The 14,174-nt window shown below is 60.7% G+C and carries 17 protein-coding genes; 8 read left to right on the top strand and 9 right to left on the bottom strand.

Annotation, left to right across the window (positions count from 1 at the left end):
- Positions 1-19 precede the first annotated feature (19 nt).
- A complete protein-coding gene (gene arfB, locus B4M43_RS18590) occupies positions 20-433 on the top strand; it encodes an alternative ribosome rescue aminoacyl-tRNA hydrolase ArfB (protein WP_296268921.1) in 414 nt (137 codons plus the stop codon).
- 209 nt (positions 434-642) lie between these two features.
- Entirely contained in the window at positions 643-1,551 is a 909-nt protein-coding gene (locus B4M43_RS18585) for a DUF2167 domain-containing protein (RefSeq protein WP_296268920.1), read from the top strand.
- Positions 1,552-1,766: 215 nt separating this feature from the next.
- Here the strand turns inward: B4M43_RS18585 and B4M43_RS18580 are convergent, their stop codons facing one another.
- Positions 1,767-2,690 (bottom strand): helix-turn-helix transcriptional regulator, encoded by a 924-nt coding sequence (locus tag B4M43_RS18580; RefSeq protein ID WP_296268919.1) that lies wholly within the window; start codon positions 2,688-2,690, stop codon positions 1,767-1,769.
- A gap of 562 nt (positions 2,691-3,252) precedes the next feature.
- Here B4M43_RS18580 and B4M43_RS18575 point away from each other — a divergent pair.
- The 4 genes from B4M43_RS18575 (at position 3,253) to B4M43_RS18560 (ending at position 7,355) form a co-directional block, all read left to right on the top strand.
- The gene (locus B4M43_RS18575; protein ID WP_296268918.1) at positions 3,253-4,602 is read left to right on the top strand and encodes an MFS transporter; all 1,350 of its coding nucleotides are present in this window, start codon (positions 3,253-3,255) and stop codon (positions 4,600-4,602) included.
- A gap of 100 nt (positions 4,603-4,702) precedes the next feature.
- Positions 4,703-5,425 (top strand): fumarylacetoacetate hydrolase family protein, encoded by a 723-nt coding sequence (locus B4M43_RS18570; protein WP_296268917.1) that lies wholly within the window; start codon positions 4,703-4,705, stop codon positions 5,423-5,425.
- Entirely contained in the window at positions 5,418-6,182 is a 765-nt protein-coding gene (locus B4M43_RS18565; protein WP_296268916.1) for an SDR family oxidoreductase, read from the top strand. Before B4M43_RS18570 ends, B4M43_RS18565 begins: the two co-directional genes overlap by 8 nt.
- Positions 6,183-6,398: 216 nt before the next feature.
- Complete coding sequence (locus tag B4M43_RS18560; protein WP_296268915.1) at positions 6,399-7,355, top strand: 2-hydroxyacid dehydrogenase; 957 nt, start codon at positions 6,399-6,401, stop codon at positions 7,353-7,355.
- Between the two features lie 170 nt (positions 7,356-7,525).
- Here B4M43_RS18560 and B4M43_RS18555 read toward each other — a convergent pair whose 3' ends face one another.
- The 4 genes from B4M43_RS18555 to B4M43_RS18540 all read right to left on the bottom strand — a co-directional run bounded on the left by B4M43_RS18555 (position 7,526) and on the right by B4M43_RS18540 (position 9,023).
- A complete protein-coding gene (locus B4M43_RS18555) occupies positions 7,526-7,780 on the bottom strand; it encodes a hypothetical protein (RefSeq protein WP_296268914.1) in 255 nt (84 codons plus the stop codon).
- A gap of 506 nt (positions 7,781-8,286) precedes the next feature.
- Positions 8,287-8,499, bottom strand: coding sequence for a hypothetical protein (locus B4M43_RS18550; RefSeq protein ID WP_296268913.1), 213 nt, complete (start codon positions 8,497-8,499; stop codon positions 8,287-8,289).
- Complete coding sequence (locus B4M43_RS18545) at positions 8,496-8,702, bottom strand: hypothetical protein (protein WP_296268912.1); 207 nt, start codon at positions 8,700-8,702, stop codon at positions 8,496-8,498. The genes B4M43_RS18550 and B4M43_RS18545 overlap by 4 nt, the downstream gene beginning before the upstream one ends.
- Before the next feature lie 78 nt (positions 8,703-8,780).
- A complete protein-coding gene (locus B4M43_RS18540) occupies positions 8,781-9,023 on the bottom strand; it encodes a hypothetical protein (protein ID WP_296268911.1) in 243 nt (80 codons plus the stop codon).
- A gap of 757 nt (positions 9,024-9,780) precedes the next feature.
- Here B4M43_RS18540 and B4M43_RS18535 point away from each other — a divergent pair.
- Both B4M43_RS18535 and B4M43_RS18530 read left to right on the top strand, forming a co-directional pair.
- A complete protein-coding gene (locus B4M43_RS18535; protein ID WP_296269033.1) occupies positions 9,781-10,410 on the top strand; it encodes a DNA adenine methylase in 630 nt (209 codons plus the stop codon).
- On the top strand, positions 10,410-11,180 hold the full coding sequence (locus B4M43_RS18530; protein WP_296268910.1) for an 8-oxoguanine DNA glycosylase: 771 nt from the start codon (positions 10,410-10,412) through the stop codon (positions 11,178-11,180). Before B4M43_RS18535 ends, B4M43_RS18530 begins: the two co-directional genes overlap by 1 nt.
- A gap of 2 nt (positions 11,181-11,182) precedes the next feature.
- Here B4M43_RS18530 and B4M43_RS18525 read toward each other — a convergent pair whose 3' ends face one another.
- Genes B4M43_RS18525 through B4M43_RS18510 form a run of 4 tightly spaced genes read right to left on the bottom strand, consistent with a single transcriptional unit; the run spans position 11,183 to position 13,994 of the window.
- On the bottom strand, positions 11,183-11,860 hold the full coding sequence (locus B4M43_RS18525) for a hypothetical protein (protein ID WP_296268909.1): 678 nt from the start codon (positions 11,858-11,860) through the stop codon (positions 11,183-11,185).
- Entirely contained in the window at positions 11,838-12,443 is a 606-nt protein-coding gene (locus B4M43_RS18520; RefSeq protein ID WP_296268908.1) for a 7-cyano-7-deazaguanine synthase, read from the bottom strand. The genes B4M43_RS18525 and B4M43_RS18520 overlap by 23 nt, the downstream gene beginning before the upstream one ends.
- Positions 12,440-13,648 carry a PfkB family carbohydrate kinase gene (locus B4M43_RS18515; protein WP_296268907.1) on the bottom strand — a complete coding sequence of 403 codons (1,209 nt, stop codon included), beginning with the start codon at positions 13,646-13,648 and terminating at the stop codon, positions 12,440-12,442. Before B4M43_RS18515 ends, B4M43_RS18520 begins: the two co-directional genes overlap by 4 nt.
- A 4-nt stretch (positions 13,649-13,652) precedes the next feature.
- Positions 13,653-13,994, bottom strand: coding sequence for a hypothetical protein (locus B4M43_RS18510; protein WP_256586282.1), 342 nt, complete (start codon positions 13,992-13,994; stop codon positions 13,653-13,655).
- Positions 13,995-14,174 lie beyond the last annotated feature (180 nt).

Below are 14,174 nucleotides of genomic sequence, written 5' to 3'. Positions count from 1 at the left end.
CAATCACAAAGGCCCTTTCATGCTGACCATCTCCAACACCGTACACCTGCCCGATACCGACATCGAAATCACCTACATCCGCGCCCAAGGCGCTGGTGGGCAGAACGTCAACAAGGTGTCCAGCGCCGTGCACCTGCGCTTCGACATTCCTGCCTCGTCGCTGCCCGAGTTTTACAAGGAGCGGCTGTTGGCGCTGCGTGACTCGCGTATCACTGGCGACGGCGTGTTGATCATCAAAGCCCAGCAATATCGCACTCAAGAGCAGAACCGTACCGACGCGCTGGAACGCCTTGCGCAATTGATCGTCGCTGCCGGCAAGACCGAGAAGAAACGTCGCCCTACCAAACCTACGCTGGGTTCGAAGACTCGCCGCCTGGAAGGAAAAGCCAGGCGGGGCAACGTCAAAGCGGGTCGGGGCAAGGTGGATTTCTAGGCAATGTAAGAAAAAGGTGTCGTAAATAGGGTATCGAGTGGGCCAGCAAGATCAGGCTGGCATACCGTTCTGCGAGTTTGCCGAGGCGTGTCACAACGCTGTGATTCTCTGTCGGTCAGCCAACCGCCATATACATAAGATTCTGGCGATTAACCAGTACCTTCGGCTATTCTGCACGGCCAAATTAATTCAAATTGTAAGGGACTACGATGAAACACCTGCGCCAGTTGTTGGCGGCAGTGTTGCTTTGCGCAACCACTTTGCCCGCCATTGCCGCCACCGCTCCCACCTCTGCGCCAACCGCCAGTGAACGACCACAACAGACCGCCGAACAGTGGTTGGCCACGCTCAAGAAACAGCGCGGTCACGTCACCCTGCCTGGCGGCATCGCCAGCCTGCAACTTAACGACGAGTTCTACTACCTGGCGCCGAACGAAACCGAACGCCTGCTGACCGAAGGCTGGGGCAACCCACCGGGCTTCACGACCCTCGGCATGATCGTCCCGACCGCTGTCAGCCCGCTGTCGGAAAACGGTTGGGGCGTGATCATCAGTTACAAGAATGACGGCCACATTTCCGACGAAGACGCAGCCAAGATCGACTACGCCGACCTCCTTGAGCAGATGAAGGCCGATGACGAGGAAGACAACAAGGCGCGTCGCAAGGAAGGTTATGCCGGTCTGACCCTGTTGGGCTGGGCCGAGCCACCGAGCTACGACCAGGCTACCCACAAGATGTACTGGGCGCGAGAGCTGAAGGCCGACGACGCCGACCAGACCACCCTGAACTACAGCATCCGCGTGCTGGGCCGCGAAGGGGTGCTGGAGCTCAACGCCGTGGCGGCGATGGCCGACCTGCAGACGATCAAGCGGGAAACGCCGAAGATCCTCGCCTTCACCAACTTCACCGACGGCAACCGCTACGCCGACTACGACGCCAAGACCGACAAGCTGGCGCCCTATGGGCTGGCCGCGCTGGTCGCCGGTGGCGTCGCCGCCAAGGCAGGCCTGTTCGCCAAGATCGGCGTTGCACTGCTGGCGTTCAAGAAGTTCATCGTACTGGGCCTGATCGCCGTCGCCGGTTTCGTCGGCAAGCTGTTCAAGCGCAAGCGGTCCTGAGGTTGAGTGGGCTCACCCTTGCTGGGTGGGCCACGCTCCACGGCGAGTGTGCCTGCTGAACGCACCGTTACCGTTGAGGACGTATCGGGCCAACAGTAAGCCAGGGAATCGAGAAGAGAATATTCCTGTCCTACTGAAAGCCCGGGGCTACGGCACAGAGAAGTCACTGCTGGCAGCACCATGCGCGGCCTAGAGAGCCGAAAACAGACACGCATTCACGACGCAGCGCTGCTTTCCACGTCCAACTGCCGGCGCCGGAACTGCCCTGGCGGCAAACCATGGATCTGCCGGAAGCGCCGCGAGAAATACGCCTCGTCGGCGAAGCCGCACAGCCTGGCCACTTCGCCTACCGGTTTCGAGCCGCCCAGCAACAGGCTGCGCGCCGCATGCATGCGCCGCTCCAGCACCAGTTCGCTGAAGGTCTTGCCGATCTCCTTGCGCAGCCAGTGGCTCAGGTAGGTGGGTGACAGGTACGTGGCCGCGGCGGCCTTGGTCAGGCTCAGGTCCGGATCGGCCAGGTGCTTGCGCACGTACTCGCTCATGCGCCCCAGGGCATCGCGGCGGCTGGCCTGGGCGGCGTTGTCTTCGGCCAGTTGCCTGAACGGTTCGGCGTACAGCATGCACACCTGGCCGATCATCTGCAGCAGCAAGCCCTTGATCACCTCGCGGCTACCGAACTGGCGCTGCGTGTCCAGCTCGCGCATCTGTCGGACCAGCACGCAGATCCGCTCGAAATCCGCCTGCCCGAACATGAAGTCCAGGTGCTCCTGGAAACGGAAGGGCGACAGCTCCGGTGCCAGGGCGATCGACACTTCCTCCAGGTCCATCGGGTCGCATTGCAGGTGCGGCAGCAGGAACGTCTGGGAAAAGTTGATGACCATGAAATGGCTGTCGGCCGGGTGCGGGATCATGTGCATACGATGCGGCAGGACAAAGGCCAGCGCGTTGCGCGGGAACGGCCGCTGCACGCTGCCGATGTGTTGCACGGTGTCGCCGCCCAGGTTGACCTGGATCTGGAAATACTCGTGGCGGTGCAGGGCGGTCTCCGCCGGACGTCCTTGCTCGTCGCGGATATAGAAGTCGGCGCGCTCGCTGCGTTGCTGCATGCCGTAGGTCGGCACCCGGCTGACTGAGTGCATGTCATCTCCCTTTTTATTGAATGGCTAACCCGATGTCGGCTGCCAGGGTCATGGAGCGATTCTGTACAGCGTGAAGGGGCGCTGGCAAGCAATTGTACGATGACTTGACGTTTGACCGGGCGAGCGGCGACTTGGACAAAACCCTTTCGATGCCCAGAAAATCCGCTCCCGTGAGCAGCAGGAAACGGCTCTGGAACAGTAATTTCAGCAGCTTCTACGGCTCCTCAAACGGATCGGATGTTTTCGCCATTTTTGGACAAGCCAGTAATCCGCTGGGCCCCTGTATAAAATCGATCTAACCAGGGCGTTGCTTTTTTATTGTTGTACGACCACCTTGGTAGCCGTTGCCGCAGACATCTACCAACAATAAGCAAAGGGTGCTCGCACAATGATTCTCGTCCACCGCTCGGCGCATGCGCCACCGCCTGTTCTTCACGCCCGGCCACCTGGCCAGGCCTGACCCGCTCCTTCCCAAGGCATGACCTGCACCTTGCGCATCGGCAAGGCCGGTTCCGTGCCGCCTGAAAACCTCGATAGATCCCAATAACAATGAGGTTCCACCATGTCGAGTCTTCCCAACTCCCAGGCCGTGCCGGCCGCCACCCGCGCGGCCCCTGCCGAAGCCGCCGGCTCCCTCGGCCTGCCCACCCGACGGCGCTGGTTCATGCTCAGCCTGTTGTTGGTCGCGACCATCATCAACTACGTCGACCGGGTCAACATCTCCATCGCCGCGCCGTTCATGGCCAAGGACCTGGGGCTGGACAAGATCCAGATGGGCCTGATCTTCTCCGCGTTCGCCTGGACCTACGCGCTGGCCCTGGTGCCGGCCGGCTTCGTCGCCGACCGCTTCGGCTCGCGGCTGACCTACGGCGTGTCGTTGATCAGCTGGTCGGCGGTCACCGTCTGCCAAGGCTTCGCCAGCGGCTTTGCCTCACTGTTCGGCCTGCGCCTGGCGGTCGGTGCCATGGAAGCGCCGGCGTTTCCGGCCAACAGCCGCGCAGTGACCGTCTGGTTCCCGGCCCGCGAGCGCGGCATGGCCAGCAGCATCTACGTGTGCGGCCAGTACTTGGGCACGGCGCTGTTCACCGGCGCACTGCTGTGGCTGGCCACTACGTGGGACTGGCGCCATGTGTTCTACAGCACCGGTGTGGTGGGCATCCTGTTCGGCGTGGTGTGGCTGCTCCTGTACCGCGACCCGCTGAGTTGCAAGAAAGTCAGCAAGGAAGAGCTGCAGTACATCGAGGACGGCGGCGGCCTGGTGAAAAGCAGCCAGGAGCGCACCAAGTTCAACTGGCGGCAGGTAGCCGAGCTGTTCCGCTACCGGCAGGTCTGGGCGATCTGCATCGGCAAGTTCGCCAGCACCTCGGCGCTGTACTTCTTCCTGACCTGGTTCCCCACCTACCTGATCGAAGAGCGCCACCTGACCACCATCAAGGCTGGCATCTTCGCCGTGCTGCCCTTCATCGGCGCGACGGTCGGCATCCTGCTCGCCGGGATCGTCTCGGACCTGCTGATCCGCCGTGGCTACAGCATGTCCTTCGCCCGCAAGCTGCCGCTGGTGGTCGGCTCGATGCTCGGCATGTCGATCATGCTGGTCAACTTCACCGACTCCAACCTGGTGTGCATCGTCATCCTCACCGTGGCGTTCTTCGCCCAAGGCATCGCCTCGTCGTCCTGGGCCGCCGTGTCGGAAATCGCGCCCAAGGAGCTGATCGGTCTGACCGGTGGGGTCACCAGCCTGGCGGCCAACATCGGCGGCATCGTCTGCCCCATCGTGGTGGGGGCCATCGTCCACGCCACCGGCACCTTCGCCTGGGCATTCTGGTTCATCGGCGGCGTGGCGCTGATCGGCACCCTGTCGTACTCGCTGCTGCTGGGCCGGATCTACCGCATCGAGTTGAAAGCCAAATAGCCCCGTTTACTCCAACGCGAAGCGGCTTGCGTCCAACTTTGCCGGACGCAGCCGCCTTAGGCTGGAGCCCTCGAATCGAATCCAAGCGAGCCAGGCCATCATGAACGACTTCGTCTTTACCCCCGCTCCGCAACCCAGCCTGCCGGTGGTCGGGAGCCAGCAGCGCTTTCCGGTTGGCCGGGTGTTCTGCGTAGGGCGCAACTACCCCTGGAGCGATGGCCAGCCGCGCACCGCGCCCTTGTTCTTCATGAAACCGGCCAGCGCAGTGATCGAGGCGCACGGCGAGATCGCCTACCCGCCGCACACCGAGGAGTTTTGCCACGAGATCGAGCTGGTGGTGGCGATCGGTAGCGGCGGGGCGGACATTCCCGAGGGCCAGGCACTGGCCCATGTGTGGGGCTATGCCGCCGGCCTGGACCTGACCCGTCGCGACTTGCAGCGTGCCGCCAAGCAGGCCGGCCTGCCCTGGGAGGGCGCCAAGGCCTTCGACGGCTCGGCACCGGTCAGCGCCATCCAACCGGTCGGCGACCAGGGCCATCCGCAACGCGGGGCGGTGTGGTTGCAAGTCAACGGCACTGAACGCCAGCGCTCGTATTTGCAGAGCCAGCTGTGGTCGGTGGCGCAACTGATCAGCCAGTTGTCCGCGACCATCACCTTGCTGCCTGGCGACCTGATCATGACCGGCACCCCCGAGGGCGTCGCCGCCTTGCAGCCCGGCGACCTGATCAGCGCCGGCGTCGACGGCGTAGGGCAGATCGAGGTCCGCGTGGCGCCGCGTGCCGCCCCAACCGAACACTTTCAACGGGAGACGCAGCATGACTGACAATCACACTTCGAAAATCGCCCTGGTCACCGGGGCTGGCAGCGGCATCGGCAAGGCCGTGGCGCTGGGGCTATTGCAGGACGGCTACACCGTGGTGCTCGCCGGGAGGCGCCTGGAGCCCTTGCTCGGCGTCGCCGAACAGGCTGCCGCCCAGGGCTGGCAAGCGCTGCCGGTAGCAACCGACGTGCGTGATCCGGCCAGCGTCAAGGCGCTGTTCGCCACGGTCGAGGAACGTTACGGGCGCCTGGACGTGATCTTCAACAACGCCGGCGTCAATGCCCCGGCCGTGCCCATCGACGAGCTGCCGGTCGAGACCTGGGACAACGTCATCGCCACCAACCTCAACGGCGTGTTCCTGTGCTGCCGCGAAGCCTTCGGGCTGATGCGCCGCCAGCAGCCCCAGGGCGGGCGGATCATCAACAACGGCTCGATCTCGGCGCACACGCCGCGTCCCTTCACCGCACCTTACACCGCCAGCAAGCACGCGGTGCTGGGGCTGACCAAGGCCCTGGCGCTGGACGGCCGCGCATTCGACATCGCCTGCAGCCAGATCGACATCGGCAACGCCCTGACCGAACTGTCCGAACGCATGACCCGCGGCGTGCGCCAGGCCAACGGGCAGATCGCCGTCGAGCCGATGGTCGATGTACAGCACGTGGCCGATGCGGTGCGCTACATCGCGGCGCTGCCGCTGTCGGCCAACGTCCTGAACATGACCGTGATGGCCACCAAGATGCCCTTTGTGGGCCGTGGCTGACCGCTGCACCGTTGCTTCAGCCGCGCACCCGTCACCAACCCAATCGCTGCATCGTTCCCTGTACCTGTAGGAGCGGCCGGCCGGCGCACCGGTTCAGCCGCGAACCCAACGCCAATCTGGCCGCTGCATCGTTCTCTGTACCTGTAGGAGCGGCCGGCCGGCGCACCGGTTTAGCCGCGATCCCAACGCCACCCAATTCTTCAAGAGGCAACCCCCATGAAACCAGAAGTCCTGCAACTGAGCCCGATCCTGATTCCACAGATCCGCGAACGCCTCGAGCAACTGTTCGTCATGCGCCCCTACTACCAACAGGCCGACAAAGCCGCCTACCTCAAGGAGCACGGTGCCAACATCCGTGGCGTGGTCACCGGCGGGCACACCGGCATCAGCCGCGAGGTGCTGGCGCAGCTGCCGCGCGTGGAAGTGGTGGCGGTCAACGGCGTGGGCACCGATGCGGTGGACCTGGCCTACTGCCGCGACCTGGGTATCCGCGTCACCGCGACCATCGGTGCGTTGACCGACGACGTCGCGGACCTGGCCATCGGCCTGCTGATCGCGGCGTGCCGTGGCCTGTGCACTGGCGACCGTTACGTGCGCACCGGCCAGTGGCAGCACAGCCCCACGCCGCTGGCGCCCTTGCCCCTGGCGCGGCAGTTCAGCGGCATGCGCATCGGCATCGTCGGGCTGGGCCGGGTAGGGCGTGCGGTGGCGACCCGCGCGGCGGCGTTCGGCTGCCCGATCAGCTACACCGACTTGCAGGCCATCGACGGCGTGGATTATCGCTATGTGGCTGACCTCACGGAGCTGGCGCGTGACAGCGATGCGTTGATCCTGGCGGCGGCTGCCGATGGCGGGAAGGCTATCGTCGATGCCCGTGTGCTTGAGGCGCTGGGGTCGGAGGGTTATCTGGTCAATGTGGCGCGCGGCAAGTTGGTGAACGAAGACGACCTGGTGGCTGCGCTTCAGGCGGGGCGGATCGCTGGGGCGGCGCTCGATGTGTTCGTCGACGAACCGCGGGTGCCGGAGGTGCTGTTCGGCAATGAGCAGGTGGTGCTGCAACCGCACCGTGCGAGCGCTACGGTGCAGACGCGTACGCGGATGGGGGAGATGGTCATTGAGAGTTTGGTTGATACGTTTGCTGGGAAGAAACCGTCGGGGTGTGTGACGGGCTGAGGCGTCTTACGCATTGTCTATGAGTCGCCCCGTTTGCCAGCGGGCGCTGCGCATACCCTTGATGCGGTAGCGGCTAGAAGCAAACGGGGCGGTTTCGAAGGGCGGGTGAAATGCCAGGCTATCGGATCGAAAGGGGCGCTGGTCTATTCATCCCGGTTTGTTAGACATGCTCACTCGCTCTCCACACGCTGCAACACGAACTGGGTCAGGGTTTTGACCATTTGTAGTTGATGCAATGTGTTCACCAGCATGGGCATCCCAGGTTCACCGGCGTTGGCGCAGATGTATTCGTCGAGGGTGGCTTCGATGCCGACCATGAGTTCGAGGGTGTGGCTTAGGGCGTCGAGGGGGCTGAGGTCCTGATTGATCAGGTAGTAGTTGCGGGTGCTCTGAATGTGGGGTGGGTCGGGAACCGGCTTTTTCATCGGACAACTCCTTGCGAGGGCCAGAGGAAAACCGCGACCCAACCTTCTCACGGGTTTGGGTGGCGGTCATACGCGGGGTGAGAAACCGAGCGAGCAAGGAGCCCCGGCCAGACCGAAGTCTGCCCGCGCATGACCACCATGATAGGCAGCTGAACTTACTCGTTTCGGGTTCTCACACCCGGTCGTCGAAACGACGCGGTGGACGTTAGTCCTGAAGCATTTCCCCGACAACGGTGAAAATTCGGCTTGGCGCGTAGGATAGTTCGCCGGTGTGGTGATCTTGAAGCATTTGGTATTGGATTCAGAAAGGTCTTACAGAATCGTAGCGGGGGCAAGGAGTGCGAGAGGCATTGATTTAGCTGGCCGGCCCTTGGCTGATGAACCCGATGCCTCGAGGAGAAAGCTCAAACATTACCACGCACATTCACGTTGCTAGCCACCAGAAGCTTCCGGTCCAGGCTCTACTCCAACAGCGGGCGTCTGGTGTGCAACCAACAGCTTCAACCTTAGAAGGGCTGTGTTGGTGATGGCGTGAAAGGAAGAACTGCAGGCTTTTGAGTGGCCGGGTTGGATGCTTCTTTTGCCATACCCTCAAGGCCTCCCTGCTGCTGATACAAGTTGTACAGGGAGAAACAGCCGAAAATCAGCAGTTCGACGATCAAGGAAGCTAAGCCATTGAGCATGTGATTGCCAAAGGCGGGCCAGAATTTCCATTTCAACCCCTGAACTTTGGTGGTGACGGTGGTTTTAGAGCGGACACCTTCATGTTGAAGGCGCTGTCGAGCTCTTGAATTTTGGTAGTGACCTCACCTTCCATGATCGAGCTGCGCATCCCGGCTTCCAGTTGATCGAGCGAGACATCGATGAAATTTCTCGCCATTTGCTCGGCTTGGTACCGATACATGCCTAACTTCTGAGGCATGCATGCGACTTTTTTGAAGGCCTCATGATCGTCGTCTGGACCTGGCCCTAGGTAGTGCAGGACATGCTGCTACGAGGCTTAGCCGTCCCGACCATCATGGTCAAGATTGTCATAGTAGTCTCGTTCGTACTGGGTCATGTTCGCTCGAACTCTTTCATATTCGCGCTTCGTGCCCCGTTCTATCTCGCTACGAATATTGTCGGAAAACTGCACGTCCGTTTTGAGGCAAAGGAACAACGCCTCGTACGCCGCCAGGTCATTGCCATAAGCTGCGATGAAGAAAAGGGGCTCGTTGTTCCGGATGCGCTGGGAGATTTTCATGTTGCCCCGTTTTCGGCTATGTCGACTGAGACGCCCTCTCACCCCCGAGCTCAATGATTCAGAGATGCCCACGTAGTAAGGCTTAAAGTTGTTAGGCCAATTGCGCCCCCAATAGTCGTCATCACCGAGTCCTGGGGTGACCGAGAGATTGGGGTTGTAGCGGCCACCGATGATATATATGCCTTTCTGACGGAAAGCAGTGTGATATGCAGTCAGTGGCTGAGGAGGTGTCCAAGTAATCATCCTAGTCCTTTACTCATGATATGAAGTGGAAAGCTTTTACAGAAAACTCTCAGAGCCACAGCCAGAGCCAGAGCCAGAGCTAAAGCTGGAGCTTTTCATTCCCGAGCCCCATTGAGCACGATCTGCTCAATCACTGTGGGAAGCGTGGCACGAGCGGTGCGTCCACTACGTTCGGCGTCAACAAATCCGAAGACAGGTACCCGTGACCAAGGACGTTGCGATAGAAAGTCCTCAGTTTCAGGTTGCCGACTTTACTTGGCGCACCGTAGGGATCCACTAAGGTGGCATCTTCACTGTAGAAGGCCTTGTGGGTAAAGCGCGGGTGGGGGATTTCTTAAGCCGTTATATGATGTGACCGGTTTCACTTACTTCCTTCGGTTATGCGGTTGCTTTCTTGTGTAGCGAGGTACCCCAGGGCTCAGGACGCTTCATTGACATCATCGTCACTTTTGACGATGATGTGCGAATGAGATATCCAGGCGGGAAAGGCAAGTGCTATCAGCGCTTGATCAACATGATGCCTCCGCATCAGACCTACATCGAGTCACACTTGGGCGCGGGCGCTGTCCTGCGTCACAAAAAACCTGCGGCCCGTAGTATTGGCGTGGACGTCGACCCCGCCATCCATGGTGCCTGGGCGGGTCATTCAGTTGAAGGCCTTGAACTCGTTCAGGGTGATGCTTCAGGCTACCTAAGCAGTTTCAACTACGACGGTACCGAGCTCATCTATGCTGATCCTCCGTATCTTACTCAGACGCGGCGTCGCTCCAAGATTTACCGGTTCGAGTACGACCAAGCCCAGCACGAGCAGTTACTGTTCACGCTGAGCAGGGTGCCGTGCAATGTGATGATCTCCGGGTACGACTGTGCCCTCTACAACGAAGCGCTCCAAGGATGGAGGAAGGTAACTTTTATGGCCAAGACGCATACGGATGTTAGGGAGGAATGCGTCTGGATGAACTACGCTGCCCCTGACGAGCTTCACGACAGCCGTTATCTGGGTGATACCTTCCGCGAGCGGCAGACCATTGCCCGGCGTCAATCCCGGCTTCGTGATCGTGTAGCGGCGATGGATCCCGTAGAACGCAGCGATTTTCTGCACTGGATCGCGCAGACATACGGCTCCGGACAGGAGGCTCGGTGATGCAAAACGGAGTGGTGTTCGTAGACTCCAAGCTCTATAGCCGCGACTTCCCGGATGCCATGAGCGAAGTGCTTCCTGGGGTTTCATGGGGATTGATCGAGGCCTTCCCCACTCCGGCGTACTGGGCTTACCAAGTCTGGGCCAACGAGCAAGAGTCTGAACCGCTCAACTACAAATTGGGTGAGACCTTGGCCGAAGAAGTCGGTGCATGCCTGCTAGGCGGTCATGGCATCCCGGCAAACGTAGGCCTCGCGGCGTTCGCCCACCTGAGAAACCTCGGCGCCTTTGAGGCCTATGTTCCCAGTGAAGAGCAGTTGCAAGCGTGGCTCTCCATTCCGCTCACCATCGGTACCCGCACCGTGCGCTATCGCTTTGCCAGGCAAAAGGCACGTTACCTCCATGCGGCACTGGCTGCCCTGGCTCTAGGGGGCGTCCCTCTTCATTCTGGGCGTGCTCTGCGGGACTGGTTGCTGGAGCTGCCAGGGATCGGCTACAAGACTGCCTCTTGGGTTGCGCGCAACTGGCTGGATGCTGACGACGTTGCTATCCTGGACATCCATATACTGCGCGCCGGGGCCCTGGCAGGTTTTTTCTCCCCTGGACTTACCGTAGAGCGCCACTACCTGCAGCTCGAAGCAGAGTTTCTGGCGCTGAGCCAAGCGCTCGACGTTCGTGCCTCTAAGCTCGACGCGCTGATGTGGTACCAGATGATGTCCGCTTCGACGGTGGTTCACTCGCTATTGAACCAGGCCGGTCTAAAGGCTGCCTAGTGCTACGTCGCCGGCCCACCGACCAGCGCAACGCCCACGCCCGTTAGCACGCCGGAAGGGGCAATTCGGCTGGCCCAAGGTTCTCCCGTGATGCCCAGCGGACAGAACGCATAGCCCAACGCTTCAGCAATCACTGCCATGATCGCCAGGAGTGCTCCGGCGTCTCGCCAGATCAGGCTCTCACCATTCGCATATTTCGCACCTGTCTTCCCCGCTTCTGCCACCAGAAGCAAGCGTGTGGCCTGCTCGGAAGGTAGGGTCATATGGCACTGCGCGACCAATTCTGCGAGGGCCTCGCCGGATCCCGGTAGTTCGACAAGGCCGTGACGGCGACTGTCATAGCGACGCCAATTCAACGAGCCTGGCAGGTGAACCAGGATATGGATGGGGTGTATAGCGCCGGCAGAGGGCACTGGTCGCAGTTCAAGGTCGAAGCCGTAGTTCGACTCGGCAATGCCCTGAGTTCGCGCACAGCGCCACAGTAACTGGCTCAGTTGCCGTTCAGCCAGCGCACTGAAGCTGCGCCGGGTGCGCCTGTGGTCGAGGAGGTCAAGGATGCCTTTGTCGCCGACATGCTCCACCTCGGGCAGCGAATGGAAGTCGCCCTCGGGCCAGGTGAAAGGCAGATAGTGCCCCGGCGAAGCTCTTACCGTTGGGCTACTGAGGTTGATCCTGTCCATGTTCGAGCTCGTGCCAGACCTCAAAGTACTTGAAGCAGCCTCGGCAGTTCCCGCAGGGCACGTTGGATTTGTGGCAGCTGTGGGCCCAAGCCAACATGGAAGAGGGAACCCCAGCAGTCTTCACCAGCTCGGTGGTGCTCAGTCCGATAGCAGGCGCTTCAATGCTCATCTCACCCTCTTGGATGACCATCAACTGATTGATGGCAGCCACAAACTCTGGGGTGCCGTCGCGGTGCGATCCATCGGATTTCACGGTGCCTAGGTAGAGCTTGTTTACGCCCAGGCCAATTGCCTTCATCGCCGCCAGCGTGACGAGCATCTGGTTGCGGTAGGGCCACCAATCACTGGCAGGTGCGTGAGCATCTGCTTTGCCTCCGGCCATATCACCGGAGCCGACGGAGCGGCAGTCGATCGAGACGACGTGATGCTCAATGCCCAGCTGTTTGCAGACGGTGCTGGAGGCGGAAATCTCAGCCTCTGCGGCCAGTTGTCCATAATTTAAGGTGATACCGATCTCGGGACGTAACCACCACGCCAATGCGAGCGAGTCCATGCCACCTGAGAGGAGAAGAGCCCGCTTCATAGTTCTGCTGCCTTCCAGGCGGTTTGGTAAATGGCTGTCACGAAATCGTCCGTAATGGTGCAGCCTGAGCCGGCCATCATTTTTTGATCTTCCTCCGACTCATTTTCCACGTACATGATGACGGGCTTCTTGAGTGCTCGTGCGTAGCCAATCTCGTAGATCGTGCCCGCGTCGAGGCCGTCACCGATCGCAAGCATCAGGTCGCATGCGTGAATGGCTTCAATATCCTTGTGCACGACATCCTCTGCCGGCCCATGGCCCACGTCGTGCACCGGGGAGAATACGTTCAGCCCCATCTCCAGAAGCTGGCCGCGCGCTTCTTCAACGAGCCAAAGCTGGGACAGCGAGAAGAAGGGGCCTGCCAGATATACCAGGGGCGCTCTGCCGCCCCTCGACTTTTTAGGCATGCTGGCTGCACTTGGGGTGTAAGTGCTGAGTCCGGCTTTTGAAGCGAAGCCCTGCGATTCACAATAGAAGGCGGTAGCACGTGATGCGAGTGTCGCCGCTTCCAGTGGAGTCAGCGTCTCCTCAAGCCAGAAATACGCAAAGGTAGCGACGAACACGTCACCTGAGCCCACCTTCCAGACCTTTGGCGTCACGAAAGAGGGGATGGTGTGGATGCGATCGTCATGGAACAGGAGCGCACCGGCTGGGCCCATCTTGATGATGACGATTTCGGCATGCTGGGACTTGGATAAGGCGCGCGCCAGATCAGCTGTGCTTAAGGTGCTGCTGCCATGCAGCGCCTGCGCCTCACTTCTGTTCAGGATGAGTGCCAACCGTTCAGCTTTGGAGCCATTCTCATGGAACGGCGCTGGGTTGCTTGAACTTTGAGGGTCGTAAACCGCCTGGTAAGCATCGACGATGCAGTCACCCTCCAGAAAGCCGAAGCGCACGACATTCCTAGCCGTGACTTGCAGGCTTTGCTGGCTCTTCGGGATAGGGTCAACTGTAGGCTTTGACAATCCGTGGGTGTAGCGGAATTGCAGACTGCGATCAATGGGATGGGGTTCCAGAGAGAACCCCTCCAACGCCGCTCTCAGGCGAAGCACCGACCCCGCCATGTTGTCTGTATAGGTCGCGAGGCTGACCGTCCCTCCCAGGCGCGCGATCGCCGTAGCGGCTCGCCCGCCCGAGCCAAACAGCTCCTGCCACGTGGGGCACATGCACTGCTCGTAATAAACACCACCGGCTATGTTGATCATCAGGTCACTCCTGCTTGACCGGTGAGATCTTGAGCGCCACTTGCCCGCCAATTTTGGCCGTGACAAGAGCTACGTAGTTCGTGCCGTTCTGGATGCAGGTGATCAGCCGGATCGCTTTCGGGGACGCAATGCCGCCTGCAACATGACCATTCCAGACGGCAAGCGCTGAAAGCTCACTGCCTGCAAGGCCCACTGTCATCTGGAGGATGTCGCCGACGGTGATCTGCTCAACGACTTCGGGCTTCGGAGACGCCAAGTGAGTCTGTAGGTAGAGCCTGTCACAGGCCGTCTCGGTGGGAGCTCCCGCTGTGTAGTCCCTGAATAGCTTGCCGTCTGAACCTGACATTACGTTCCCCAATATCCATATGTGAACCTACGCAGCGCTAGCTTGCCTGCAAACCAAGAGCTGTTGACAGCGGTTTGACTGATGCTAGAGTGCCAGCACTCTAACCCTGCCAGATCCAATTTGCCAATAGGTAACCGGGGCGGTTGAAGATCCGTAGGGCTCATGCATGCCAAGTTAAGC

It is taken from the genome of Pseudomonas sp. UBA6562, from assembly GCF_002434265.1.
Lineage (GTDB): Bacteria > Pseudomonadota > Gammaproteobacteria > Pseudomonadales > Pseudomonadaceae > Aquipseudomonas.
The sequence above is the reverse complement of the archived record's forward strand: the minus strand, read 5'-3'. Positions and strand labels throughout refer to the sequence as shown.

What these genes read in the sequence shown, in the direction of transcription:
- B4M43_RS18560 (WP_296268915.1), top strand. Translation starts at nt 6,399, where the DNA reads ATGAAACCAGAAGTCCTGCAACTGAGCCCGATCCTGATTCCACAGATC.
- B4M43_RS18565 (WP_296268916.1), top strand. Translation starts at nt 5,418, where the DNA reads ATGACTGACAATCACACTTCGAAAATCGCCCTGGTCACCGGGGCTGGC.
- arfB (WP_296268921.1), top strand. Translation starts at nt 20, where the DNA reads ATGCTGACCATCTCCAACACCGTACACCTGCCCGATACCGACATCGAA.
- B4M43_RS18545 (WP_296268912.1), bottom strand. Translation starts at nt 8,702, where the DNA reads ATGCCTCAGAAGTTAGGCATGTATCGGTACCAAGCCGAGCAAATGGCG.
- B4M43_RS18540 (WP_296268911.1), bottom strand. Translation starts at nt 9,023, where the DNA reads ATGAAAATCTCCCAGCGCATCCGGAACAACGAGCCCCTTTTCTTCATC.
- B4M43_RS18535 (WP_296269033.1), top strand. Translation starts at nt 9,781, where the DNA reads ATGATGCCTCCGCATCAGACCTACATCGAGTCACACTTGGGCGCGGGC.
- B4M43_RS18520 (WP_296268908.1), bottom strand. Translation starts at nt 12,443, where the DNA reads ATGAAGCGGGCTCTTCTCCTCTCAGGTGGCATGGACTCGCTCGCATTG.
- B4M43_RS18530 (WP_296268910.1), top strand. Translation starts at nt 10,410, where the DNA reads ATGCAAAACGGAGTGGTGTTCGTAGACTCCAAGCTCTATAGCCGCGAC.
- B4M43_RS18510 (WP_256586282.1), bottom strand. Translation starts at nt 13,994, where the DNA reads ATGTCAGGTTCAGACGGCAAGCTATTCAGGGACTACACAGCGGGAGCT.
- B4M43_RS18585 (WP_296268920.1), top strand. Translation starts at nt 643, where the DNA reads ATGAAACACCTGCGCCAGTTGTTGGCGGCAGTGTTGCTTTGCGCAACC.
- B4M43_RS18570 (WP_296268917.1), top strand. Translation starts at nt 4,703, where the DNA reads ATGAACGACTTCGTCTTTACCCCCGCTCCGCAACCCAGCCTGCCGGTG.
- B4M43_RS18555 (WP_296268914.1), bottom strand. Translation starts at nt 7,780, where the DNA reads ATGAAAAAGCCGGTTCCCGACCCACCCCACATTCAGAGCACCCGCAAC.
- B4M43_RS18515 (WP_296268907.1), bottom strand. Translation starts at nt 13,648, where the DNA reads ATGATCAACATAGCCGGTGGTGTTTATTACGAGCAGTGCATGTGCCCC.
- B4M43_RS18580 (WP_296268919.1), bottom strand. Translation starts at nt 2,690, where the DNA reads ATGCACTCAGTCAGCCGGGTGCCGACCTACGGCATGCAGCAACGCAGC.
- B4M43_RS18525 (WP_296268909.1), bottom strand. Translation starts at nt 11,860, where the DNA reads ATGGACAGGATCAACCTCAGTAGCCCAACGGTAAGAGCTTCGCCGGGG.
- B4M43_RS18575 (WP_296268918.1), top strand. Translation starts at nt 3,253, where the DNA reads ATGTCGAGTCTTCCCAACTCCCAGGCCGTGCCGGCCGCCACCCGCGCG.